This window comes from Companilactobacillus paralimentarius DSM 13238 = JCM 10415 (assembly GCF_001434985.1).
In the GTDB taxonomy this organism is placed as follows: domain Bacteria; phylum Bacillota; class Bacilli; order Lactobacillales; family Lactobacillaceae; genus Companilactobacillus; species Companilactobacillus paralimentarius.
The window spans coordinates 11,875-36,602 of record NZ_AZES01000014.1 but is presented as its reverse complement, the minus strand read 5'-3'; the positions used below and the strand labels follow the sequence as shown (position 1 = coordinate 36,602).

Below are 24,728 nucleotides of genomic sequence, written 5' to 3'. Positions count from 1 at the left end.
TTCAGGTCTACAATGATACACCATTTTACGCCTTAGTAGTGTTAAGAATACTTTACAAAGCTTTATGGACAGCAAAAAAGCCTGAAGCATAAGCTCCAGACCAACATTGTTATTCATTTAATTTATTAATTATTCATTAGTTTCGATTAGGCCATATCTGCCATCGTTACGTTTATAAACAATACTTGCACCATTTGTTTCTGAATCTTCAAAGATAAAGAATTCATGTCCAAGCATTTCCATTTGTAGAACAGCCTCTTCTGCATTCATTGGTTTCAATGAAAGACGCTTTGTTCTAACAATTTCTGATTTATCTTCTTCAGTCTCTTCAGGTGTTACATCATCCAAAGGAATATCCTTTAGGCTGCCACCCTCACGGCTCTTACGATTTACACGTGTCTTGAACTTTTTGATTTGTCTTTCAAGCTTATCAATTACTAGATCGATTCCAGCGTACAAATCATCATTGACCTCTTCAGCTCTCAATGTGATATATGATAGAGGAATTGTAACCTCGACTTTTGTACCCTTTGATGGATATGTTTTCAAATTTACATGTGCAATAGGATTACTGTCATCGCTAAAGTATTTTTCCATTTTGGAAATTCTTTTTTCAACGTATTCACGAATTGATGAAGTTACCTCAATATTTTCACCACGTACATTAATATTTAACATAATAATCTCTCCTTCCGACGAGTAGGAAATTAAAGAGCATCTTTACATCTCTTTAATGCAATTATAATATTCTTAAGCCCATATGACAACGTTTTCACTACCTTGATAATGAAAACGTGCAAATATTTTTAAATCCGTGACTTAAAAATATATCATGAGCGTACATCAAAGTTCGTCCTGTCGTGTAAATATCATCTAATATCAAAATTCTTTGATTCTTTTGCAAATTATTAATTTCAGGCAAAGCGAAGAATGTTTGTGGAGTTTGCATTCTCTCCAAACGATTTTTTTGAGCTTGCGGTTTGTCGGCATCAATTTTAAACAAAAGTTTCTTTAAATCAAAGATATCAGCATATAATTCATAAACAGGATCAAAACCACGTTTTTCAAAATGGCTTTGGCTTGCAGGAACATAAGTAACTACATCAAAGTGATTCTTTAAAGACCAGTTCTTTATATCTTGATAAAATAATTTTGCTAACAAGACATCTCCATATCGTTTATACAGCTTGAAATAGCTGTGTATGAACTGATTATACTCAAACAAAGCCTGATGGCAATTGATTTTTCCATATTTTTGCTCCCAAATGAGACAATCTGAGCAGATTCCCTCACTATTTGGTTTAAAACATCGAGGACAATTATTCCGATTTGCCAAAGGTGATAATTGTTGACGGCATAAATTACAGATATAATCCGGTATAATTTCTTTTAAAAAAAATATCTCTGATATTTTTAAATTATTATTTATTTCAGCTCCACAATTTAAACATTTCATTTCTTCACCTGTTGATTTAAATACTCTATTTCCTTACATGCTTGACGGATCTGACGATTATAATAACGATAGTAAAAATGTACTTCATCGTCGAAATATTTTTTATCCCGCCCTGCACGACCAGCAATTTGTATTAACGAGGTCTTCGAAAACTCTTTAGCATCAGCATTCAATACTAAGACCATTACCCGTTTAAAAGTCACACCTCGTTCTAAAATCGTTGTTGTTAAAATAACTTGAACACGGTGTTCACGAAATCGTTGCACTTTTTCCAAACGCTCTTTATCAAGAGAACTAACACTCACAAATGACAATGTCGGATAATATCGTTTTAATTTTTGAGCAAATTTCTCCATAACGGGAATTGATGAAAAAAATATCATCAAACGTTGGTGACTGCTTACAACTTGATTAAGTTTTAAACGTAGTCTAGGATTGATACCTAAAAAATCTATTTCCTTGAATAACAAATGACAATGTGGCTCCGGTAATGGGTGGCCGTGAAATCTTTGATATAATTTAGAAAGTGTTATTTGACCTTTTCGTACTTTCTGTAGAAGTTCCTTTGGCGGTGTAGCCGACAAATAAACCATCATCCCTATACTCTTTTTAGATTTTTTAATTGCCTGATGTAGCATTTGATTACCAGCTAAAGGATAAGAGTCCACTTCATCAATAATCAACACATCAAAAGCTTTTTCAAATCTAATCAATTGGTGAACAGTCATTACAGCTATTTGTGTAAGATGATATTTTTCTAAACTTTTACCATGAAATAAGCCTATCGCCGTTTTTGGAAAAACTTTTTGTAATCTAGGAAAGAGTTCGATGCAAACATCTACACGTGGAGAACAAATGGCAACTCGTTGCTGATTGATCAGCGCCTGCTCAATTAGTGGGAATATCATCTCTGTTTTTCCAGCACCAGTAACGGCCCAAATTAAATGATCTTGATGCCTGTCAAAGGCATTTAAAAGCTCATGAACACCTTTTCGCTGATTGTCAGTCAATTCACCATCCCAATTCAAATACTTCTCCTGTGTCGGAAATATAATGTCTGCGTTAGTTATGAGCAAAGTATCACTTGAACTAATCTTTCCTAGATTGATACAATGACGGCAATAGTCATATTTTTCTGATTTCTGAGGTAACCTCATTAAACAACGTCGACAATATCTCTCACCTCTGATTTGATAAGTTGCTGCTGTTTGTATTGCACCCTGGTCAAGCAAAGTTCTCTTCAATTCAGGAGTTAATTCTTTGGCATTAATAATTCTGCCACCAAAATATTCATTTAAATTAGTCATAATTAAAATTACGTAAAGGAGCGACTTTTTTTGCAAAATTATAAAACAATTGCCAAAACTGGCAGTCATGAGAAAGACATTAAGAAATCACGCTTTATTGCCCATGTTGCCCAAACTTTCTCTGAGGATGAGGCCAAAGCCTTTATCCAAAAAATTCGAGAACAAGAATCTGGAGCAACTCACAATTGCACTGCTTTTATCGTTATGGAAAATGTCAAGGTTGAACGTATGTCTGACGATGGCGAACCTAGCGGAACAGCTGGTTCACCAATTCTCAACGTTCTTCAACAACAAGATCTCTTAAATGTAACCGTCGTTGTGACTCGCTATTTCGGTGGTATCAAATTAGGTGCTGGTGGTCTGATTAGAGCCTATTCATCAACTACTGCTGAGGCTGTTAAGGAAATCGGTTTAGTTGAAAATCGAATTCAACAAGGATACGAATTAACAATTCCCTATCATATGTTCGATAAATTTGATAACTATGCCCAAAAGGAAAAAATAAATTTAGAAGATAAACAATTTTCGACTGATGTTAAATGCCAAATCTTCTTAGATTTGGATAGCGCTAAACAAACGGTTCAAAATATTAAAGATCTCTTCCAAAACCAAATCACATTAAAGGAAACTGAAAAAAATTATAAACAGGTTCCTATTGAAGCAAATTAAAAACTCTCAACCAATTCTAAAAACGAATTGATTGAGAGTTTTTATTATTCGTAGTCCCCATCTCTTAAAACAAAATGTTTATCAAAAACAAGATTTCCTTCATCACCGTACTTCTTCAATTGCTCGCCTAACTTCATTTTTCATCTCTCCTTGAAATCTATTAAAAGAGGTGTCATCTATTTATACTATCTACATACTGTATACTGTTGAATCCAGTCTACCAGTGTCTAGCAATTGTAGAACCGTTGTCAGACACAAAAAAAACAGGCGCTATAACGGCGTCTGTTAATCCTTCTTTTCTAATCGTTTAATAAATTTTTGAATTGCATGTAGTAACGGCTGACGATTATCCCCCAATAGACCGATTGATTCAATAAATAATTCCAAACCAATCAGAACTCCAATCGTTAATAGTACGCTCCCCCACAAAGTTGATAGTGGATAAAGCATTGAGATAAAAGCAAAAACCAGAGACAAACCATATATTACTAAAACAGTTTGACGATGAGACAAGCCTAATTGCATCAATCTATGATGTAAGTGATGCTTGTCAGCTTGCATAATTGGTTTTTTATTCAAAAGTCTTCTAAGAATTGCATAAACAGTATCAGTGATAGGAACACCCATGATTACCACTGGCATTAACAAAGTAATGAATGTAACATTTTTCAATCCCTTAAGTGAGAACACTGCCATCATGAATCCAATAAATAGTGAACCCGTATCACCTAAGAAAATACTGGCTGGATGGAAATTGTGCGGTAAGAAACCTACCAAAGCAAATACTAAGGCAAAAATCCAAATAGCCACATAAACATTAGTTAGATTTAAGAAGAAGTAAGCCATGACTCCCATTGTGAACAACGCGATAATGGAAACACCAGTAGCTAATCCATCAAGTCCATCAATTAAATTCACCGCATTAGTAATGGCGATAATCCAGATGATCGTTATTGGCAAACTCCACCAACCAAGTTCGAATGAACCGATAATTGGCAATGTAACTTCATTCATTCTGATACCTGCCAAGAAGTAAATAACTAAAGAAGCTGCGAAAATACCTGCTAGCTTAGCCTTGGGCGATAATTCACGAATATCATCAATAATACCTGTTAATACAATAATACATTCTGCTAGAAAAACACTGAATAACTCATGTGTTGGGAATTGTTCTCGCAACAGAGCAAACGTAGCAAAATTAAATGCTATAAAAATGGCCAATCCACCCATCGTAGGCATTGGCTTTATATTTACACGCCGTGCATTTGGTTTATCGACAGCACCCAAAATATAGGCTAACTTCACTACGAAAGGAGTTATTATAGCCGACAGAATCATCGTTAAAAATAATTTTACTATTACACTAAACATACCCGACATTTTTGAAAAACTCACTTTCCGTTAATAGAACAATTATACAATACCTATGGCATAAACAAAAAGTAAATTAAAAAAGAGCGTATCAAACGATACACCCCCTTTTTATTTAGCCAATTCTACTTTTCTAACTTCACGGACCACAGTAACTTTAATGTGACCTGGATATTCAAGGTTTTGCTCAATCTCACCTTTAACATCACGAGCTAGAATTGCTGCCTGATCATCAGAAATCTCTTCTGGTTTAACCATAACTCTGATTTCATGACCAGCTTGAATTGCATAACAATGATCAACACCATCATGCTTATTAGCAATTTCTTCCAATTTCTCAAGACGATGAATATAATTCTCCATCGATTCTGATCTAGCACCAGGACGTGCTGCAGAAATTGCATCAGCTGTTGCAACAATTGTTGCAATAAATGACGTTGGTTCAACATCCCCATGATGTGAAGCAATTGTATTAATAACTACTTCTGGTTCTTTGTACTTAGTTGCGATATCAACACCTATTTCTACGTGTGATCCATCAACTTCGCGGTCGATGGCCTTACCGATATCGTGTAATAAACCTGCTCGTTTTGCTAACATAACATCTTCACCCATTTCAGCAGCCATCACAGCGGATAACTTTGCTACCTCAATTGAGTGACTCAAAACATTTTGACCGTAACTTGTACGATATTGCATACGTCCAATGATCTTAATTAAATCTGGATTAATAGAACTAATACCCAAACTATAAATAGTTTGTTCACCAAGTTCACGAATATGATCATCCATTTCTTTTCTAGCTTTATCGACCATTTCTTCGATACGAGCTGGATGAATTCGACCATCTTCAATTAATTTTTCCAAAGCCATTCGAGCAATTTCTCTTCTGACTGGATCATAAGCACTCAAAGCGACCGCTTCAGGTGTATCGTCAATAATTAAATCGACACCAGTTAAGGATTCGATTGTACGAATATTTCTACCTTCACGTCCAATGATTCTTCCCTTCATGTCCTCATTAGGCAAAGTAACGGTAGTAACAGTTGATTCAGAAACTGTATCAGCTGCACTTCTTTGGATAGCAGCGATAATCAAAGCCTTCGCATCTTTATCAATATGCTGTTTAGCTTGTTCATCGCTTTCCTTAATCATCTTGGCACGTTCGTGTACCAATTCTTTGTTTAACTTACCAAGGATAATCTTTCTACCTTGTTCACGTGTTAAGTTACTTACTCTTACCAGCTCCGCTTGCTGTTCATTAAGAGTTTCAGTCAATTGTTTATCTTTTTCACTAAGTTTCTGTTGTCGTGCTGAAATATCGTTCTCGTTGTTTTCGATATTTTCCTCACGCTTTTCAAGCGATTGGTCTTTTTTATCCAAAATGTCTTGTCGTTCGAGAATACGATTTTCTTGTCTCTGAACATCTTTACGACGTTCCTTCAATTCATCTTCTTGTTTCTCACGATATTGATGAATCTCATCTTTAGCTTCAAGAAGCTTTTCCTTTTGCAAGGATTTAGCAGCTTTCTTTGCATCTGAAACAATATCTTCAGCAGTTTGTTTAGCTTGTGAAAGTTTCTTTTCGTAGGCATCCTTACAGAGAGCATATCCGAAGAGTATACCCACGATCAATGTTACTAGAGCGAAAGAGAAGGTTATGATAGCTGGATACATGCTATCACCTCCATATTTGCTTTTTTAAAAATTTTGTTTGTAAAATTTATTGTTACAAATTATTTACATACAACTTAATATTATAGAATAAATATAGCCTGTCAACCAAATAAAAAGAAAAAAAGAGACTTATTCAGTCTCTTTTTTATTCGAATCAGGAATTAAATCAATATTTTCGTTCTTTTTCTCGGAATCTTTAGCATCCTTTTTAACTTTAGAATCAGTTTTCTCTTCTTCAGATCCAGCTTCTTCTTTGGTTCCATCCATGCCATAAGCAGCACGAACTTTTTGTTTAATTTCATCCATCTTTTCTGGATTCTCAGCTAAATAAGTCTTAGCATTCTCACGACCTTGACCAATTCTTTCATCACCGTATGAATACCATGAACCACTTTTATCGATAATATCCTTATCAACCGCCATGTCGACCAGTTCACCAGTTTGAGAAATTCCCTTACCATACATGATATCAACTAAAGCAACCTTGAATGGTGGAGCAACCTTATTCTTAACAACTTTGATCTTTGTTCGATTACCAATTACATCTGAACCATCTTTGATTTGTTCTGCACGACGAACTTCCAATCTAATAGTTGAATAGAATTTCAAAGCACGCCCACCAGGTGTAGTTTCAGGGTTACCAAACATAATCCCAACTTTTTCACGAATTTGATTAATGAAAAGCGCAATTGTTTTAGTTTTGTTGATAGAACCAGATAATTTACGTAATGCTTGTGACATTAGTCTTGCTTGTAAACCAACATGAGCATCACCCATCTCACCTTCAATTTCAGCACGTGGTACCAAAGCGGCAACAGAATCGACAACAACAATATCGACCGCACCACTACTTACTAATGCATCAGCAATTTCTAGTCCTTGTTCACCAGTATCAGGTTGGGATAGCAATAAATCATCAATATTAACACCTAATGCTTTGGCATACTCTGGATCCATGGCATTTTCAGCATCAATATAAGCGGCTGTTCCGCCTTGCTTTTGTACTTCAGCAACGGCGTGCAAAGCTACAGTTGTTTTACCAGAACTTTCAGGTCCATAAATTTCAACAATTCTACCTCTTGGAAATCCACCAACGCCTAAAGCATTGTCTAGAGCCAAAGAGCCTGTAGAAACTGTAGAGATTTGAGTATTAAGGTCATCACCCATTCTCATAATGGCACCTTTACCAAAATCCTTTTCAATCTTTTTTAAGGCTACGTCTAAAGCCTTTTGTCGTTCATCTTTAGCCAAATTGCTTTCCTCCTAATGCATTCATCACTAAGTATATTATTAGTAATCTACCAAAAAAGCAAGAAAAAAGCGAACAAATGTTTGTTCGTTATATTATTTCTTGAATGAGAGCAAATCCACATAAAACTGATTTTAAACGAATAGCCTGTCTTGTACCTTCAAAGTGAAATTCTTTGATAATTTCTTGATGATTTTGACGATTACAAGCACCAATAAAAACTGTCCCTACAGGATTACCCTCCAGAGGATCTGGACCAGCTACCCCAGTAAAACCAAGACCAATATCAGCCTTTATTTTTTCAGCTGACAATTCAGCCATCGCTTGGGCTACTGGATTACTGACTACTGTATATTCTTCAATCAACTTCGGATCCATTCCTAATAATTGAACTTTGATATCATCAGCATAGGTAACAAATCCACCATCAAAAATATTCGATGCTCCGGGTATTGAAGCAACAGTTGCTTGAAAAAGACCCGCTGTTAAACTCTCGGCCGCAGTAACTTTCAATTTATTTTGTTTAAGTTTTTCAACTGTTTCCGTAGCAAAACCAGACCATTTTTGAGGCAATCCATTTTCAAAATTGGCCTGTTCAGCTTCTTTTAAAATTTCAATTGATTTATTCATTGCTCTCTCTTTCAAATTACGTATTATTTCTTAAAAATATCTCTTGCTTGATAGAAATAATCAGCACCAGAGTAAATAGTGAAAATTAAGCAAATATATAAGAAAATTTGTCCGATTGGAACATTGATTGCAGAGAAGAAAATATTATTCATCAATAGGAAAATAATTGCAACCATTTGTGTAGTAGTTTTGATCTTACCAGGCATTTGAGCAGCCATGACTTTACCACCTTGTTCAAGAACAATCGTTCTAAGACCAGTGACAGCTAATTCACGACAAACAATAATTGCAACAACCCAAGCAGGTGCCATTTTGAAACTTACTAAGAAAATAAAAGCTGTCATAACTAACATTTTATCTGCTAAAGTATCAGCAAATTTACCAAAATTAGTTACCAAATGATTTTTACGAGCAATCTTACCATCAGCTAAATCCGTTAATGAGGCTACGATAAAGACAATTGTTGCTAAAACATGATTCATTGGGATCAAATTGTTCAGAACATAAATTTCCCCCAAATCTGACCAACCGAAAGCCAATAGAATAATAAATACCGGAATTAGAATAATTCGAAGCATTGTTAATTTGTTGGGTAAATTCCATACCATTTAAAACATCCTCCAATAATAACTCTTTTTTACAAAATAATGGTGTCCACTCTTATTAGATTAGACACCATTACTTTATTTTTCAACATTAAATGTAAGTGTTTTGACAATCGAACTGCTACTGTCAGTAGTTCCTAAGTCAAGCTTCTTACCATCAATTGTAATTTCTGTATTGTTGATATTACCAGTTTGAATCTTGAAACTAGTAGTATCAGCAGGAACAGTTGTTTCCTTCTTTTCACCTGAACTCAAAGCTTGTTGCCAAGTTGTATTTGAACCTTCAGTAAATTGAATCCAAGCTTGACCACCATTACCAGCTACAACGACTTTTAGGCCACCTGTAGGCATGTTAGTAACAGTATATGTATTGTCTCCTGAAGATTTGACACTAACAGTCTTAGTTGCTGTTTTCTTTTTAGCAGTAGCTTTTTTTGTTGTCTTAGTTGACTTCTTGGCTGTCTTCTTCTTAGTTGTTTGAGTTGTACTATCCTTTGGGATAGTTACACTGGATGCATTTTGATTACGATGAACCATTCCAAAAGCAATTACAGCAATAATAACAATAACAACAATTCCCACAACAATTTGAGGAATATAGTTCCCTAAATTAGAGAAGAAAGAATTTGATTCTTCCTTGATAGAACGTGTCTTTGTCTCTTGTTGAGTTGCTTCTTGTGATGGTTGAGAATTAGGAATATCAGCTTTATATTCCTCTAATAAATCATCACTAGAGATACCAACAGCATCAGAATATTGTTTGATAAATGCTCTAACGTAAAAATCACCAGGAAGATGATCAAATTGACCTTCTTCAATAGCAATTAAATAACGTTTTTGAATTTTGGTGATTTGTTGCAAATCATCAATTGTGTAGCCCTTTTTGATACGTGCATTTCTTAATTTTTGGCCAATTTCGTCCATTTTTTACCACCGATTAACTAATTTTTCTAAGTATAACATAAATTATTATCTAACTACTAACGACCTTATAACAACCAGCCGCCGGCAAAATAAATCGTTTGTCCAGTTAAATAATTTGATTTGATATTGACAAGATAACTGACTAAATCAGCTATTTCATCAGGATTCGCCAACCTATCAGCTGGAATTTCTTCTTTAACATTTTCTAAATCTTCACTAGAAAATTCTTGAGTATTCATTTTAGTATTTACCGCTCCAGGAGCAACTACATTCACCGAGATATCTAGCGAAGCCACTTCCTTAGCATAGGCATCAGCAAAAGAAGACATAGCACCCTTAACCGTGCTATAGACAACCTCCATTGCTGAACCAACTTTCCCATAGATCGAACCAATGAAAACAATTCTTCCATGTTGCGTCTTAGCCAACTTATCTTGAAGTTGTTTCAAAATTAAAATTGGTAATTTGACATGAATATTCCACAAAGAATCAATCTCTGATTCAGAAATATCAACTAACAATTTATAATACGTATTGCCCTGTGCAAAAACGACTGCATCCAGTCCGAAAATCTGTTTTGTCAGATCTTCAACTTTGTCATGTTCCATATCAAATTTAATTGGTATGAAATCTTGTTTTGGATATTTTTCAACGAGTTGCGCTCGCAATTTCTCGATACGTTCAGAATTTTTATTGTAGTGCAGATAAAGAGACCACCCTTTGGCAGCTAAATTCTTAGCACTGCTTGTTCCAATATCTCCTGAACTACCCATGATCAATGCATACATAGCTTACTTCCTATTTGGTAATAAATTATAGTAGGTACAATTTTCATCTTTCAAAAATTGTTCAGAAACTTCTAGTAAGTCATCACGATGAATTGAATTGATCATATGAATTAATTCTAAGTAATCCACATCGTAGAAATACAATTCTGCCATCTGATTAGCAATTGCCTCTGGTGAATTTTGCGCAAATAAGTAAGCACCAATAGCATCACGCTTGATTCGTTCAAATTTAGTGTCCGTTAAAACGGCCTTCAAACTCTCATATGACAAATTTTTTCGAAGATATTCCTGAAATTCTTCAGAATTATTAGTTGACCCACTAATAATGATAAAACAATAGTTGTTTTCTGCAACCACATTATAAGAAAAACTATCATCAATTATTCCTAATCGGTTCATTTCTTGATAATTACTAGAGGATTCACCGATTAAAGTTTCCATCACCATATTCATTTCGAATTGTTTTTTGACTAAATCATAGCCGGACATATCAATATCGATCCTTATACCATAGGCAGATCTGGCCTGACTAATATCCATTTGCTCTTGGCCGCCAGAACCAATTGGAGTTAATTTATTGAAAGTTTTTTCTAATGGTTGACCCAATGTTTGAAAATTAGAATTTTCAACAATATTTTCAATTTTTTCAGGATCAACATCCCCAACAATAACCAAATCCATATTACTTGGACGATAGTTATCTTGATAAGCCTGTAACAAATTTTTGTTGTTGATCAATTGCAATGTGTCATTAGTTCCAGCAATATCTTCGGCTATTGGATCGTTAGGATAAAGCTGAGCTAAAATTCTTTGTTCCAAAACAAACTCTGGCATATCTAAATACATTTGAATTTCCTGATTAATAATTCCACGTTCAGAAGCAACATTTTCTTCAGTAAAATAGGGATTCTGAACCAAATCTAAAAGTGTCTTCAAATTATCATAAGGATTTTCCAATGTCTGAAATAAATAGGCTGTCTTCGTATAACTAGTGTAGGCATTAGAATTAGCACCATATTTAGCAAATTTCTCTGAAACATCATACCCTGGTTTGGCAAACAGCTTGTGTTCAATAAAGTGAGCAATTCCAGCTGGCAAAGTTTTAATGCCTTGCTTGGTGTCAACTGAACCAAAATTAGCCATAACAACACTATAGACTTGATTAAATCCTGGCAAAGGTACAATTTCAATTTCAAATCCATTTGCCAATTTTTTAGTATATTTTTGTAATCTCTCTGTCATCCCTAGTCTCCAATCAATTGATACTGTGCGATTGCATGCATATGTGTAGCTACACTTGCCACATGCTTTTTATCTAGGCTATCTAATTCATCCTCAAATTGTTGATTGGTCAACAAAGTTTTAGGATAAATGGTCTCCCAAATACTACGCATAATATAATACTGAATTGAATCGGTAGATATTTTTCTCCGTGTAAGCATCACTTTTTGAGCATGTTTGATTTGTTCATCTGTAACTTTACCATTCTTAATATAAGCAATTTGATCATTGATCAATCTTAAAGCTTCTTCAATTGACTTTGCATCCAGGCCAGCTTGAATCGTTACCAAATGACTGATTGGTTGATAAGTACTTGAAACTGAATATGCCAAGCTATTTTTCTCACGTACTTGCAAGAAAAGTTGTGATTGATCATCGCCACCTAGAATCAAATTCATGACTTGTGGTGCCAAACGATTGAAATCCTTAGAGACACCTTCGGTTGCATAAGCTAAGCCTATACGACTCTGATTCAAGTGCTTATGTTCTATTTGATTAGCTGGATTCTTAATTAAATTGTCAAAATTACTGAAAGAGATAGTTAAGTCATTGCGATCGTTCTTTAATTTTTCAGCAAAAATACTTTCATTCAAATATTCCAAAAATTCCGTCTCATCAATATTACCAACTACATTAATAATCACTAAATCGTTAGCAATGATATCTTGATATGCCTTTAAAAGCTGATCATTTTTCAATTTCTCTAATTGCTCCACACTACCAAAAATTGGAACCTGACGATTAGGATCATCACGATAAATCAACTTGATCAAGCCGAGCGAACTGACTAAATCTTGATTATCTTGTATTGACAATAAATTAGACATTAAATTACGTTTTTCAGTGGAAAAAGCTTCATTATCAAAATTTGCTCCATCCAAATTAGGTTTGAAAATAATCTCTCCAAGTAAATCTAAATTATCTTTAATTTGAGTCTTTCCATCAATCAAAAATGCAGGATCAGCAAACTCCACACTGAAAGCCAAGTCATTGAAATTCAATAAATTGCGTGTATAAACATTTATCTCTGATCCATAGAGATCCATTTCACGATCATTTATCGCTTGAAAACTAGGATAATCTTTCGTTGAATTTGATAAAACATTTGCCAACAAGCGTCGACTAGTCATTTCATCCTTATTTAATGGACGTAAGAAATCTATTTGAATTTTGATAGTACGGAATTTTTTTATTGGATTAATATTCAAAAAAATATTTTTTGCTAATCTTTTTTTCAATTTTTCACCTGATTTTTTCTAATTGTATCTAACTGTTCCTCGGTAATTAAAACCTTCCTTGGCTTACTACCTTCTGAAGGTCCAACAATACCCTTATCTTCCATTTCATCAACCATCCGAGCAGCACGATTATAACCAATCTGGAATCTTCTTTGTAGCATCGAAACACTAGCAGACTGTTGTTTAACAATCATCTCAACAGCATCATCCCAATATTCATCATTAGGTTTATCATCACTCGTCGAACCACCCTCATCAACGTCCGTTGGAATCATATCTTCATCATAATCAGCCGCTTGCTGACTACTTACAAAGTTAACTACATTTTCAACCTCTGATTCGGAAATATAAGCTCCCTGCAAACGAATTGGTTTACTCTTCCCAATTGGTTGGAATAACATGTCACCACGTCCTAGAAGCTTCTCAGCCCCAACAGAATCCAAAATAGTTCTTGAATCGACCCCACTAGAAACAGCGAAAGCAATACGTGATGGAATATTAGCCTTAATCAATCCGGTAATAACATCAACAGATGGACGCTGTGTTGCAATAATAATGTGTAATCCGGCTGCACGGGCCATTTGAGCCAAGCGAACAATTGCCGCTTCAACTTCATGACCAGCAACCATCATTAAGTCAGATAACTCATCAACTATAACGACGATATAAGGCAAGCGTTCCATCTTGTCTTCATCAGTAGCAGTTTTATTGAATTTATCAACATCTGCATTGTATTCACCAATATTACGATGACTAGTTTCTGCAAATAGTTTATAACGGCGTTCCATTTCTTTAACAGCCTTCTGTAAAGCACCTGCAGCCCTTCTAGCATCAGTTACAACGGGAATCAAGAGATGGGGAATTCCGTTATAGACGTTTAACTCAACCATCTTAGGATCAATTAGAATCAATTTGACCTCACTAGGTTTAGCTTTCATTAGAATACCGGTAATAATAGTATTGATAGCTACAGATTTACCACTACCAGTTGACCCAGCAATTAATAAATGGGGCATCTTAGTGATATTGGCTTCAATAATATTACCAGAAACTTCTTTTCCCAACGGAACAATCAATGGATGTGTTTTATCCTTTTGATTCTCAGTTATATCACGAAATGATACTGTCGAAATTGTTTGATTAGGTACTTCAATACCAACAAAAGACTTACCAGGGATCGGAGCTTCAATTCGAATATCTTTGGCTGCAAGCGCTAGAGCTAAATCATCAGCCAAATTAACGATTTTACTTACTTTCACTCCGACAGCTGGTTGAACTTCATACTTAGTAATAGTTGGTCCTAGACTAGCCTTTTTGACCTCAACATCGACGCCAAAACTCTTAAAAGTCTTCTTTAATTTGTCTTTATTGTCATCAATCAATTTCACTTCTGCACTTTGATCAGTCTGTGGAATTTGCTTGAGCAAGTCTGATCCTGGCAATTTATAGTCACTATCGTCAGTATCGACCGCTTTGGAGCTAACTGGTTCTGGCAAATCTTTATCTTTAGTTCCATCAATTCCATAAGGTTTTGAAACAACTTCAGCTGTACTATTAGAAGTCGAATCGGCCAAATTTGGTTTCAACTCCGGTGCCTTAGGCATATCAATATGAAAATCAGAATCATCAGTTGAAGGTTCTGATTCTTTCTTAGCAAAACTATTAACATCTTTAAACTTATTATCATCACGTTCAATTACAGGTTCTGGTTTAACTCGTGATGCTTTTTCTTTTTCAACAGCTTTCTGATCGACATAATCACCGTACTTACCAGTAACAGCATCTTTAATTTTGATAGCTAGATGCTTAAAGTAAACTAGTACATTAGTCGTTACAATTGAGACTTGTTTCATCGTTACATTAAATAACATCAATATTCCAATGAAGATAATCAAAGCAGTTACAAAATATGTTCCAACGGTTGAAAACATTGGCATGAAAAAGCTATATAGATATGAACCAATCATACCGCCACCAACTGAATTATCGACTGATACCTGAGTCATATCAGCTGCCAAAGTATTCCAAGTTACTAAATTATAATTATGGTATAACGACATACTAGAGAAAAATATGCCATGTAAAATAATTAGTGACCCTAAATATACAAGCAACAGTCCAAAGTTTCTCTTTGGCGTCATGATGGGAATTCTTCCTGTTGCTATAACGAACGCCGCAACAAAAATACTGATGATCAATAAGACTGGATAACTGTCTCCTACTAACATTCGATATAGATTATCAAACGTTTTACCGACAATTCCAAATTTGAACAAACCTAAAATTGACAATATTATCCAAACTAAACTAATTAATGACCTAATCAGACGCGAATTGTTTGTAGTTGTTTTTCTCTTTCTAGGCTTCGAAGTTGCCTTTTTTCTTGCCATAAATACCTCACACGATTCTATAAATAATCAATTAAAATTATACCTGTTTTGATACTCAAAAAAAACAGCCCGCATGGACTGTTTTTATTTATTAGACTCTTTATTCTTCAAATCCTTCAATGCTTGGTTGGGTTCAATTTCAATATCTTTGTTAAAATTCAACGAGAATCCCCGATTCAATGAGACGCTTGTTACTTGATAAGTCAACGTTTCAATGTATTCAACTACCGGACGTGATAATTGTTGAACATCTTTAGCCTCTAAATCTTGAATTTCACCATGGAAACCAATTGGTTGGACCACTTGACCAATCAAACCGGATACTTTAAATGGTGCATTTTCTGGATGAATTTCGAATGGTACAACCACTTGTAAAATTTTACCTTCATCCTCATTCAATGGTTCACCATTCTCATCCTTGAATTCTGGATGTTCAATATTGATGTTTAATTCTGTCTTTACATCAGCACTTGGTGATTCCACATCGTAATGGAATGATTGAACGTTAACTTCACCTTTATTTATTTTCATATTAATTTACCCCTTGTATTTAAAATAATAACGAGTTCCTTAATAACTTATTTTTAGTCTAACTTATCGTTTTCGTAATGATGACTTAGTTCTAAACCTGCAAAATGTTGTTGACGAACGGCTTCATAAATTACTAAAGCAGCACTATTTGATAAATTAAGTGCTCTAATGTTATCACTCATTGGTATTCTTAAACATTTTTCAGGATTACGACGCATGAAATCTTCTGGAAGACCAGTTGTCTCCTTACCAAATAAGAAATAATGATCTTTCGAAGTATCCGAGAAATCTTGATCACTATAAACTTTATCTGAGAACTTTGTAATCAAGTATAAATACTTATCATCAGGAATGGAATCTAAAAAATCGTTCAAATTGTCATGATAAGTAATATCAACTTTATCCCAATAATCTAACCCTGCACGTTTCATATGTGCATCATCTGTACTAAATCCCAACGGACGAATTAAATGTAGTTTAGTGTTAGTACCGGCGCAAGTTCTAGCAATATTACCAGTATTAGCTGGCATTAATGGTTCATATAAAGCAATGTGATTAGTCATTTATTTCTTCTCCTTCTTTAAACAAAAAAGCGCATACCCTCGGTGAACACCACAGCAAGGACATGCGCTAGTAAAGCCTTATGTTTACTTGCTTTTGTCAAAATCTCTTCTGAGAAAAACAAATAACCGCAAACTCATAGTGTATTATATACGACATGTACGGTCTAGACAACACAAAAATGAATTATTTGTGATTTTCTTGAGATTTTTTTTCATTATCTGGATTCGTTTCTGATTCTGTATCCAGATTTTGAGCATCTTCATCATCATACCAACTGGAATTACGTTTAAACCAATTGAAGAATCGGGTAAAAATAATCTTCAAAATAGCAAAGATTGGAATACCTGCAACCATACCGACCAAACCATACATCCCTGCTGAAACTAGCAAAACCAAAATAGTTGTAACTGGATGCATTTGCATTTTATTACCAACAATTATTGGAGAGATAACACGGGTCTCAACCGTTTGTTCGACTACAAAAACAATCAAAACTTTTAATACCATTGATGGTGCAATAAAAGCCGCAATGACCAGTGAAGGAACTAAAGCTAAAGTCGAACCGATATAAGGAATCAAATTCAAAATTCCAGCTACAATTCCTAAAACTAAAGCATATCTCTGTCCAATAATTAAATAACCGACAAAGAACATCACAGCAACCCAAAATGCTACGGTCAATTGGCCTGTTATATATGAACTCAACGATTGACTGATTTCAGAAAGCATATCGCCTACTGACTTTTTAATACGATTAGGCATCACTTTAACAATTGATTCTTTAAATTTACGATCGTCTTTTAGCATAAAGAACAAAATGAATGGTGCTGTCATAATAATAACAACCACATTCGTTAAAACACTAACAGCAGAACTAATATTATTAACTGTTTGTGGTAAAATCTGATCCATCGATTTTTCAAAGCTCTTTGTGATACTGGCATTTGTCTGTACTAAACGTTGACGTACCATGTGCAACTTAGGATCAGAAAACATATTTTGCAAGCTTTTATTCAATGAATTCCAATATTGTGGCCAATTCTTAACCAATGAATCAATCTGATCTTGAACGAACGGAATCAAGGACATAACGCCCCAAATTAATAGTGCCAAAATAATAATAAAAACAAATGTGATTGAAATGATTCGATTAACATGAAATTTGTTTTCTAAAACATTGATCAACGGATTAATCAAATAATACAATACCAAGGCTAAAATAACCGGTGGCATGGTTATTCCTAAAATTTGATTAAGCGGATCAAAGACAAATTTTATTTTTGAAAAAAAATAGATAATCAAAAATACCAAGAAAACATTAATCAAAATCACCGTCAATTGGTTATTCAAGAACCATTGGTAAAACCAACTTTTTCTTTTTTCCGGCGTTTCTTTCATAAAGTACTCCCCAAAAATTTTCTATTAAGAATATACTATATACTATACAATGTTTGGAGGTTTTTGTAATGTTTGAAAAGGTTCTCTTTAGTGGTTACACAAAAAAAGCTGGTAAAGGTGTTTATTCAGCTGAATTCAATTCCGACAACGGTGAATTATCTACACCTAAAGTCCTAGTTGAATTAAACGGTCCTACATATATTGACGTAACAAACGATTTGAAATTGATTGCTTTAGCTAAAAAAGGTGATCGTGGTGGTATTGTTGTTTACGATATCAACGGTGACGAACCAAAATTATTGGATGAAGACTTCTCGGAAGAAACTTCCCCATCATATGTTAAATTCGATGCTAGTCGTAATTTGATTTTTAGTGCTTATTTCCATTTGAGCAAAGTTAAAATCGATCATTTAACTGACGACGGTAAAATCGAACACTATTCTGAAGTTAAATTTGAAGGTCATGGCCCTCGTGTTGAACAAGATCAATCTAAGCCTCACTTCAGTAGCCTTACACCAGATGGCAAGTTGATCATTTGTGATTATGGTGCTGATCGTATTTATATTTATGATATATCTGATGCTAAGAATCCTAAATTGATGAATAACTATATTGCACCTGCTGGATACGCACCAAGACATTTAGTATTCAATCCAACCAAACCATACGTGTACGTTGCCTGTGAATTATCATCTAAAATTCTAGTTATGGAATATAATGCTGAAACAGCCGGATTGACATTGGTTGATGAAGTTGAAGCTGCTAAAGATGAGCAAAAGAATACTACTGCAGCTATTCGAATTACTAAAGATGGTAAATTCCTTTATGCTTCAACCCGTGGAGCTGACACAATTGCTCTCTTCGGTGTTAATGAAAAAGGTGACCGTCTCAAGAAAATCAATACTACCTCATCAGATGGTAAAGGCCCTCGTGATTTTGATTTAGATCCTTCTGAAAAGTACTTGATCGCAGCTAACCAAGATTCAGATAACATCACTATCTTTAAGAGAAATATGAAAAAAGGAATTTTGACTAGTTTGGAAAATAATATTTCCATTCCTGAGTGTGTATGTGTACACTTTATTTAGTTCCAAATTTAGTCAGGAGAATAATTAATTATTATGTTCATTGAAATCATTAAAACCATTATCCTTGGTATTATCGAAGGTTTTACTGAATTTCTACCTATCAGTTCAACTGGACATTTGTATTTAGCTGATGAATTCGTTAAATTAAACGAACCCACTGCCTTTATCAATATGTTCATGGTAGTTATCCAGTTTGGGGCGATTTTAGCCGTTATCCTCATCTACTTCCACAAATTGAATCCTTTCTCACCTAAGAAAAATAATGTAGAAAAGAAACAAACATGGAGTATTTGGTTTAAAGTTATTGTTGCTATCTTACCTTCCGTAATTATCGGACTTCCATTAAATGACTGGATGGATAAACACCTTACTAGTTGGCAAGTAATTTCAGCCACTTTACTAATTTATGGTATTTTATTCATTGTCGTTGAAAATTGGCTCAAAAATAAAGAACCTCAAACAGCTGATCTGGATAGTCTTTCTTACAAAACTGCCTTTCAAATCGGACTTTTCCAAGTCCTTTCACTAGTTCCTGGTACATCACGTTCCGGTGCAACTATTTTAGGTGGTATGACAGTTGGTACATCTAGATTCGTAGCTACTGAATTCTCTTTCTTCTTAGCTATTCCAACAATGTTTGGTGCTAGTCTTTTGAAAATATTTAAATATTTCAAACATGGTAATACCTTTACTGGTGATCAAACGATAATTCTTCTTGTTGGTACTTTGGTATCATTTATCGTTGCTTATGCCTCAATCAAATTCTTACTTGATTACATTAAACGTAATGATTTCAAGGCCTTTGGTTGGTACAGAATCATCTTAGCTATTATCGTAATTGCTTACTTTGGTTCTAAAGCATTGATGGCTTAATTTCATATGCTAGTTAAATCTCGATCAATTGTATTATAATTGGTCGGGATTTTATTTTTAAAAGAATAAATATAAGAGGAGCTGAGTATTATTTATAAAGAAGTTGCTGTTGAAAATTTCACTAATATTCCTACTGCTGTATTAAAAGGTGCCAATAGAATTGAACTAAACGACAATCTTGCCGTTGGTGGTACTACCCCTAGCTTAGGAGTACTTCAAGAAAGCACAAAATATTTACAAGAAAAATCTATTCCCGTCGTTGAAATGATTCGTCCTCGTGGTGGAGACTTTGTTTATAATGATTTAGAGATCAAAATGATGGAAGCAGATCTCTTTCAGGCTCAAAAATTAGGTGTTGACGGAGTTGCTTTTGGTGCTTTGACTCCTGATGGCGATTTAGATGAAGATGCCATGGAACAACTAATTGCAGCTTCAGCCGGTATGCAAATTGTTTTTCATATGGCATTCGATGCCTTAGCAGAAGATAATAAGAAATCAACTATTAATTGGTTAGTTGATCATGATGTCGACCGAATTCTTACTCATGGTGGCCCGTTGACTACTCCTATTGATCAGACCATCGATAAAATCAAAGAATACGTTGATTATGCTGCTGGTAGAATTACAATTCTACCTGGTGGTGGTGTTAATTATCAAAACTGTGATACTATTGCCGAAAAGTTAGGTGTCAAAGAAGTTCACGGTACTAAGGTTATCGACGGTATTAATAAATAGCTAAAAAAGCCCAGTGTAACAACCCTGATGGTCGTTATACTGAGCTTTTTTAATACTTATTTTTTGACAGAAACGAATTGCACAGACCAAATTTCTGTGTTCGATTTTTCAAACCTTAACGAAATATTGCATAAATACACCAGCGATGCTGAAGTAAATCAAAACACTGGTCAAATCACTTAATGTTGAAATAAATGGTCCACTCGCTACAGCTGGATCAAATCCAAAGCTAGACATTAACATTGGAATTAAACTTCCAGCTAAGTTAGCTACCGTTATAGCGGCACACATTGCTAAGCCAATAACCATACCTAAAACAAAGTTATGTTTCCAAATACCAACTAATAGGAAGACTGAAACACCTGTAACTAGTCCGGTTACAAAACCAGTGATCAATTCTTTGCCTATCAATTTCAAAAATTCATGACGATTAATTTCTTCAACTGCTAAACGCCTAACAGCCACGGCCAAACTCTGTGTACCCGCGTTACCAGCCGTACCTGTAATAGTTGAAATAAAGACCGCTAAAATACTAGCTTCAGCCAAAAGATTCTCATAGTGATTAATTAAAGTTGCCGTAATCATACTTAACAATAACAGTGTTATCAACCAAGGCAAACGTTTTGAGGCTGCCTTAAACGGGCCATCATTGTTGGCCTCATCCATACTAACACCGGCCAAACCAGAATAGTCTTGTTGAGCTTCATCATCAATAACTTCAATAACATCATCAACCGTAACGATACCAACCATTTTATTTGAATGATCGACTACTGGAACAGCTAAGAACTCATAATCTCTAAAGACTTGAGCTACTTCAGCTTGCTCAGCATCTACATTCACCGTTATAACGTCACTATTCATGTGATCGCCTAAAGTAGCATCATCATCTAACATAATTAAATCACGTAACGACATTACTCCAACTAAATCATTGTGACTATCTAAAATATACAGATAATAAATTGTTTCTGCAGTTTCTGCAAATTGTTTCAAAGCTTTAATAGCTACAGAAGCCGTCTCTTCTTCATGGAATTGAACATAGTCAGTGGTCATAATACCACCAGCTGTTTCAGTATCGTAATGTAACAATCCTCTTAGATTATTAGCATCATTTCGAGGCATTTGTTCCAAGAAACGATCAACATCAACTTTGTCTAAATGTTCCAAAACATCAGCGGCGTTATCATCATACATGTCATTCAACATCTTCGAAGCATAATCCAAATCCATTTCCTTCAATAATTCAGGAATTGCTGGATTATCATCTTCAATGGTATCGAACATATCACCCATTTCATCCGGTTCCAAGATGGAATAAAGCGTAATTCGTTCTTCTTTGTTTAAAGTGAGATAGAACGTACTTTGATCGTAAAAATGCATATCAAGATAGGTTTTTCTAAATCTCTTCTTGTCATCACTATCGAGGTACCGTTTTAACTGTTCAAATTTTTCTTGCAGTCTTTTTTCATTTTCATCCATTTCCCTCACCCCTTAATACACCCTTTAAGATTACCATATCCTGAGGTAAAGGCGCCTTTAAATTTAATAACTCCTTTGTTACTGGATGAACTATTTGTAAATTATAACAGTGTAACGCCTGGCGACGAATTCTAGGATCAATCTTTTGGCTATACATATCATCACCAATAATAGGATGACCACTAGCTGACAAATGAACTCGTATTTGATGAGTTCGACCCGTTAGCAATTTAAGTTCCAACAAGCTGCCATTGCTGTAATTCTCCACCGTTTTATAAACAGTCTGTGACTTCTTACCTGTTTGATGATCAATCGTTCTCTTATAAAAGGCATCTGGATCAATACCAATAGGCAAATCAATTAATCCATTAGCTGGTTGAATATGACCATAAATCATTGCTAAATAAAATTTTTGGAAATCTTCTGTATGAAGAATTTGATCTAGCAATGAATGAGCATAGGATGTCTTAGCAAAGACCATTAGGCCTGAAGTATCACGGTCCAATCGAGTAACTAAATGAATCGTACTATTCTCTTTTTTAGAAATTAAATACCCCTTAACTAAATTAGCCATGGTTTTACTATCACGAGCTTTAGCAGGTAAACTAGCTATCCCTGGTGGCTTGTTGACAACTAATAAATAGTCATCCTCAAAGAGCACATCTACTGATCCTGTCATTGGTTTAATCAAATCAGACGGTTCCTCAGCATTAAGAACAATCAACATCTCATCCCCATCATGTAATTGAAAATTGAAATGTCGTTGTTTGTGATTGACAAAAATACGTCCGCCTTTATTTTTCATATTGTGCAATTGACTAGAGGAAAATTTATGTTGCACGAGAAACTTACGGATAGTTTTTTTATCATGAGAATTGACTATAAATTTTAGGAAACGATTATTTTTTTTCATTTTGCGCTAAGAAGGCTGTTTCTACTCTAGTCCAGAAGTGTCTATGACGATATTGGGCAAATTGGGCTCGTTGATAATTAAGTTTAATTGTAATCTTCTTAACATTTTTGAGCTTTGTAGTAATTCCATCACAACTAATAACGTAATCATCAGCTGTCTGTGGATAAAGGTCAACTTGTTGATTGTGAGGAATAATGATTGGTGAAGAAATTGTCCGATAAACACGGTTGTTAATCGAAGCAATTTCAATCATTTGAAAGACACTAATTTTAGGATGAATTAAAGCACCACCAACTGACTTAGAATAAGCAGTCGATCCCGTTGGTGTTGAAAAACAAAGTCCATCCCCACGAAAACTCTCAAAGAATTCTTTATCTAAGTCAACCCGCGTCTTCATAGTTAAAGAGGACAAACGTCTGACAACAGTTTCATTGATTGCTATTCCATGAAAGAGTGAACCTTCTTTATTTTCAACAACAATATCCAAAACCGGATAACTGGTTGAAGGAATATTATCTTGGCATTCAATAATTCGCTTAGCTAATTCATCAATCTCTGTATCCGTCCAATCAGAATAAAAGCCCAAATGACCAGTATGTAAAGCTAAGAATCTCACACTATCCAAATGTGCTGCATAAGCATGAAAGGTACTTAAAAGTGTTCCATCGCCCCCCACACTAATAACTAATTGCGGATTACGACGATCCAAAATCAAACCAGCATTTAACAACTTGCTACGTAATTTATTTGCTGCTTGAACTGATTGTTCTTTATTATTATTATTAATCCATAATTTCATTTTTTATCCTGCTCCGTTGGGCCATTTAAATCCCGTTTTCGATCTGTAAAGTATTGCTGAGCATCTTGAATTTCTTCTCGTATTTTGGACATCTCTTCATCCAACATGAAGGAAGCTTCAGCGGCTCGTTTCAATCGTTCATTGATCTCTTCAGGAAAATCACCTTTGTATTTATAATTTAACGAATGCTCAATTGTTGACCAGAAGTTCATTGCTAAAGTTCTAATTTGGATCTCGGCAAGGATGTTTATCTGTCCATTAGACGTTTGAATTGGATATTCAATTACTACGTGATATGAACGATAACCACTTGGCTTACTGTTAGCAATGTAATCACGTTCCTCAATAACTCGCATATCTTCACGAATATGTAATAATTTAGCCACTTCATAAATATCTTCTACAAATTGACACTGAATTCTTATTCCTGCAATATCTTGCATATCTTGTTCCAATAATTCCTTAGAAATAAATCGGCGACGCATCTTTTCCTTAATGCTATCAACCGTTTTAACACGTCCCGTCACAAATTCAATGGGTGAATGTTCATTCTTTTCAAGAAACTCTTTTCGTAGGTTTCTAAATTTAATTTTTAACTCATCAACTGCCTGTGAATAAGGTATCAAAAATTCATTCCATTTGATTTCTGACATAATAACCTCGCTTTAATATAAATATATCGTAGTTTTGTAAAAGATTCATCTAAATATAAATATTACCAATCTTTGAGTTTAAAATTTTACCTTTTTTAAAAATGTTG

Annotated in this window: 24 protein-coding genes; 4 read left to right on the top strand and 20 right to left on the bottom strand. The window is 34.6% G+C overall.

Annotated features, from left to right (window positions below; all coding sequences use genetic code 11):
- Positions 1-129: 129 nt before the first annotated feature.
- From hpf to FD33_RS12580, 3 genes are all read right to left on the bottom strand, one after another.
- Complete coding sequence (gene hpf, locus FD33_RS01305; protein ID WP_025084597.1) at positions 130-678, bottom strand: ribosome hibernation-promoting factor, HPF/YfiA family; 549 nt, start codon at positions 676-678, stop codon at positions 130-132.
- A gap of 97 nt (positions 679-775) precedes the next feature.
- The gene (locus FD33_RS01300; RefSeq protein WP_056955687.1) at positions 776-1,456 is read right to left on the bottom strand and encodes a ComF family protein; all 681 of its coding nucleotides are present in this window, start codon (positions 1,454-1,456) and stop codon (positions 776-778) included.
- The gene (locus FD33_RS12580) at positions 1,453-2,763 is read right to left on the bottom strand and encodes a DEAD/DEAH box helicase family protein (RefSeq protein WP_056955686.1); all 1,311 of its coding nucleotides are present in this window, start codon (positions 2,761-2,763) and stop codon (positions 1,453-1,455) included. Before FD33_RS12580 ends, FD33_RS01300 begins: the two co-directional genes overlap by 4 nt.
- A 30-nt stretch (positions 2,764-2,793) precedes the next feature.
- Between FD33_RS12580 and FD33_RS01290 the strand changes: the two genes are divergently transcribed.
- Positions 2,794-3,432 (top strand): YigZ family protein, encoded by a 639-nt coding sequence (locus FD33_RS01290; protein ID WP_025084599.1) that lies wholly within the window; start codon positions 2,794-2,796, stop codon positions 3,430-3,432.
- 285 nt (positions 3,433-3,717) lie between these two features.
- On the opposite strand, the gene FD33_RS01285 is transcribed toward FD33_RS01290, so the two are convergent.
- The 13 genes from FD33_RS01285 to FD33_RS01225 form a co-directional block, all read right to left on the bottom strand.
- Positions 3,718-4,803, bottom strand: a complete 1,086-nt coding sequence (locus FD33_RS01285) for a glycosyltransferase family 4 protein (RefSeq protein ID WP_054643132.1) — start codon at positions 4,801-4,803, stop codon at positions 3,718-3,720.
- Positions 4,804-4,914: 111 nt separating this feature from the next.
- Positions 4,915-6,480 (bottom strand): ribonuclease Y, encoded by a 1,566-nt coding sequence (gene rny, locus FD33_RS01280; protein ID WP_025084600.1) that lies wholly within the window; start codon positions 6,478-6,480, stop codon positions 4,915-4,917.
- 129 nt (positions 6,481-6,609) lie between these two features.
- Positions 6,610-7,731, bottom strand: a complete 1,122-nt coding sequence (gene recA / locus FD33_RS01275; protein ID WP_056955685.1) for a recombinase RecA — start codon at positions 7,729-7,731, stop codon at positions 6,610-6,612.
- Positions 7,732-7,819: 88 nt separating this feature from the next.
- A complete protein-coding gene (locus FD33_RS01270; protein WP_051564098.1) occupies positions 7,820-8,359 on the bottom strand; it encodes a CinA family protein in 540 nt (179 codons plus the stop codon).
- Between the two features lie 23 nt (positions 8,360-8,382).
- Positions 8,383-8,967, bottom strand: coding sequence for a CDP-diacylglycerol--glycerol-3-phosphate 3-phosphatidyltransferase (pgsA, locus tag FD33_RS01265; RefSeq protein WP_025084603.1), 585 nt, complete (start codon positions 8,965-8,967; stop codon positions 8,383-8,385).
- A 75-nt stretch (positions 8,968-9,042) separates the two neighbouring features.
- Positions 9,043-9,888: a helix-turn-helix domain-containing protein gene (locus tag FD33_RS01260; protein ID WP_025084604.1), complete on the bottom strand. Its 846-nt coding sequence runs from the start codon at positions 9,886-9,888 to the stop codon at positions 9,043-9,045.
- 65 nt (positions 9,889-9,953) lie between these two features.
- Complete coding sequence (gene ymfI / locus FD33_RS01255) at positions 9,954-10,676, bottom strand: elongation factor P 5-aminopentanone reductase (RefSeq protein ID WP_025084605.1); 723 nt, start codon at positions 10,674-10,676, stop codon at positions 9,954-9,956.
- 3 nt (positions 10,677-10,679) lie between these two features.
- Positions 10,680-11,918: an EF-P 5-aminopentanol modification-associated protein YfmH gene (yfmH, locus tag FD33_RS01250; RefSeq protein ID WP_025084606.1), complete on the bottom strand. Its 1,239-nt coding sequence runs from the start codon at positions 11,916-11,918 to the stop codon at positions 10,680-10,682.
- Positions 11,919-11,920: 2 nt separating this feature from the next.
- Entirely contained in the window at positions 11,921-13,195 is a 1,275-nt protein-coding gene (gene yfmF / locus FD33_RS01245) for an EF-P 5-aminopentanol modification-associated protein YfmF (protein WP_025084607.1), read from the bottom strand.
- On the bottom strand, positions 13,192-15,585 hold the full coding sequence (locus FD33_RS01240; RefSeq protein ID WP_056955684.1) for a DNA translocase FtsK: 2,394 nt from the start codon (positions 15,583-15,585) through the stop codon (positions 13,192-13,194). Before FD33_RS01240 ends, yfmF begins: the two co-directional genes overlap by 4 nt.
- A gap of 84 nt (positions 15,586-15,669) precedes the next feature.
- Positions 15,670-16,116, bottom strand: coding sequence for a DUF1149 family protein (locus tag FD33_RS01235; protein ID WP_025084608.1), 447 nt, complete (start codon positions 16,114-16,116; stop codon positions 15,670-15,672).
- A gap of 53 nt (positions 16,117-16,169) precedes the next feature.
- Positions 16,170-16,679, bottom strand: coding sequence for a tRNA (uridine(34)/cytosine(34)/5-carboxymethylaminomethyluridine(34)-2'-O)-methyltransferase TrmL (gene trmL / locus FD33_RS01230; protein WP_025084609.1), 510 nt, complete (start codon positions 16,677-16,679; stop codon positions 16,170-16,172).
- Positions 16,680-16,863: 184 nt separating this feature from the next.
- On the bottom strand, positions 16,864-18,078 hold the full coding sequence (locus FD33_RS01225; RefSeq protein WP_025084610.1) for an AI-2E family transporter: 1,215 nt from the start codon (positions 18,076-18,078) through the stop codon (positions 16,864-16,866).
- Positions 18,079-18,146: 68 nt separating this feature from the next.
- On the opposite strand from FD33_RS01225, the gene FD33_RS01220 reads away from it, so the two are divergent.
- The 3 genes from FD33_RS01220 (at position 18,147) to FD33_RS01210 (ending at position 20,774) form a co-directional block, all read left to right on the top strand.
- Entirely contained in the window at positions 18,147-19,166 is a 1,020-nt protein-coding gene (locus FD33_RS01220; RefSeq protein WP_025084611.1) for a lactonase family protein, read from the top strand.
- A gap of 33 nt (positions 19,167-19,199) precedes the next feature.
- The gene (locus tag FD33_RS01215) at positions 19,200-20,039 is read left to right on the top strand and encodes an undecaprenyl-diphosphate phosphatase (RefSeq protein WP_025084612.1); all 840 of its coding nucleotides are present in this window, start codon (positions 19,200-19,202) and stop codon (positions 20,037-20,039) included.
- 90 nt (positions 20,040-20,129) lie between these two features.
- Entirely contained in the window at positions 20,130-20,774 is a 645-nt protein-coding gene (locus FD33_RS01210) for a copper homeostasis protein CutC (protein ID WP_025084613.1), read from the top strand.
- Between the two features lie 108 nt (positions 20,775-20,882).
- Here FD33_RS01210 and mgtE read toward each other — a convergent pair whose 3' ends face one another.
- From mgtE to FD33_RS01190, 4 genes are read right to left on the bottom strand one after another with little or no spacing between them, the layout of a single operon-like run.
- Positions 20,883-22,256, bottom strand: coding sequence for a magnesium transporter (gene mgtE, locus FD33_RS01205; protein ID WP_025084614.1), 1,374 nt, complete (start codon positions 22,254-22,256; stop codon positions 20,883-20,885).
- Positions 22,249-23,169 carry an RluA family pseudouridine synthase gene (locus FD33_RS01200; protein ID WP_025084615.1) on the bottom strand — a complete coding sequence of 307 codons (921 nt, stop codon included), beginning with the start codon at positions 23,167-23,169 and terminating at the stop codon, positions 22,249-22,251. The genes mgtE and FD33_RS01200 overlap by 8 nt, the downstream gene beginning before the upstream one ends.
- Positions 23,156-23,968 (bottom strand): NAD kinase, encoded by an 813-nt coding sequence (locus FD33_RS01195; protein WP_025084616.1) that lies wholly within the window; start codon positions 23,966-23,968, stop codon positions 23,156-23,158. Before FD33_RS01195 ends, FD33_RS01200 begins: the two co-directional genes overlap by 14 nt.
- A complete protein-coding gene (locus FD33_RS01190) occupies positions 23,965-24,621 on the bottom strand; it encodes a GTP pyrophosphokinase (RefSeq protein ID WP_025084617.1) in 657 nt (218 codons plus the stop codon). Before FD33_RS01190 ends, FD33_RS01195 begins: the two co-directional genes overlap by 4 nt.
- Between the last annotated feature and the right edge of the window lie 107 nt (positions 24,622-24,728).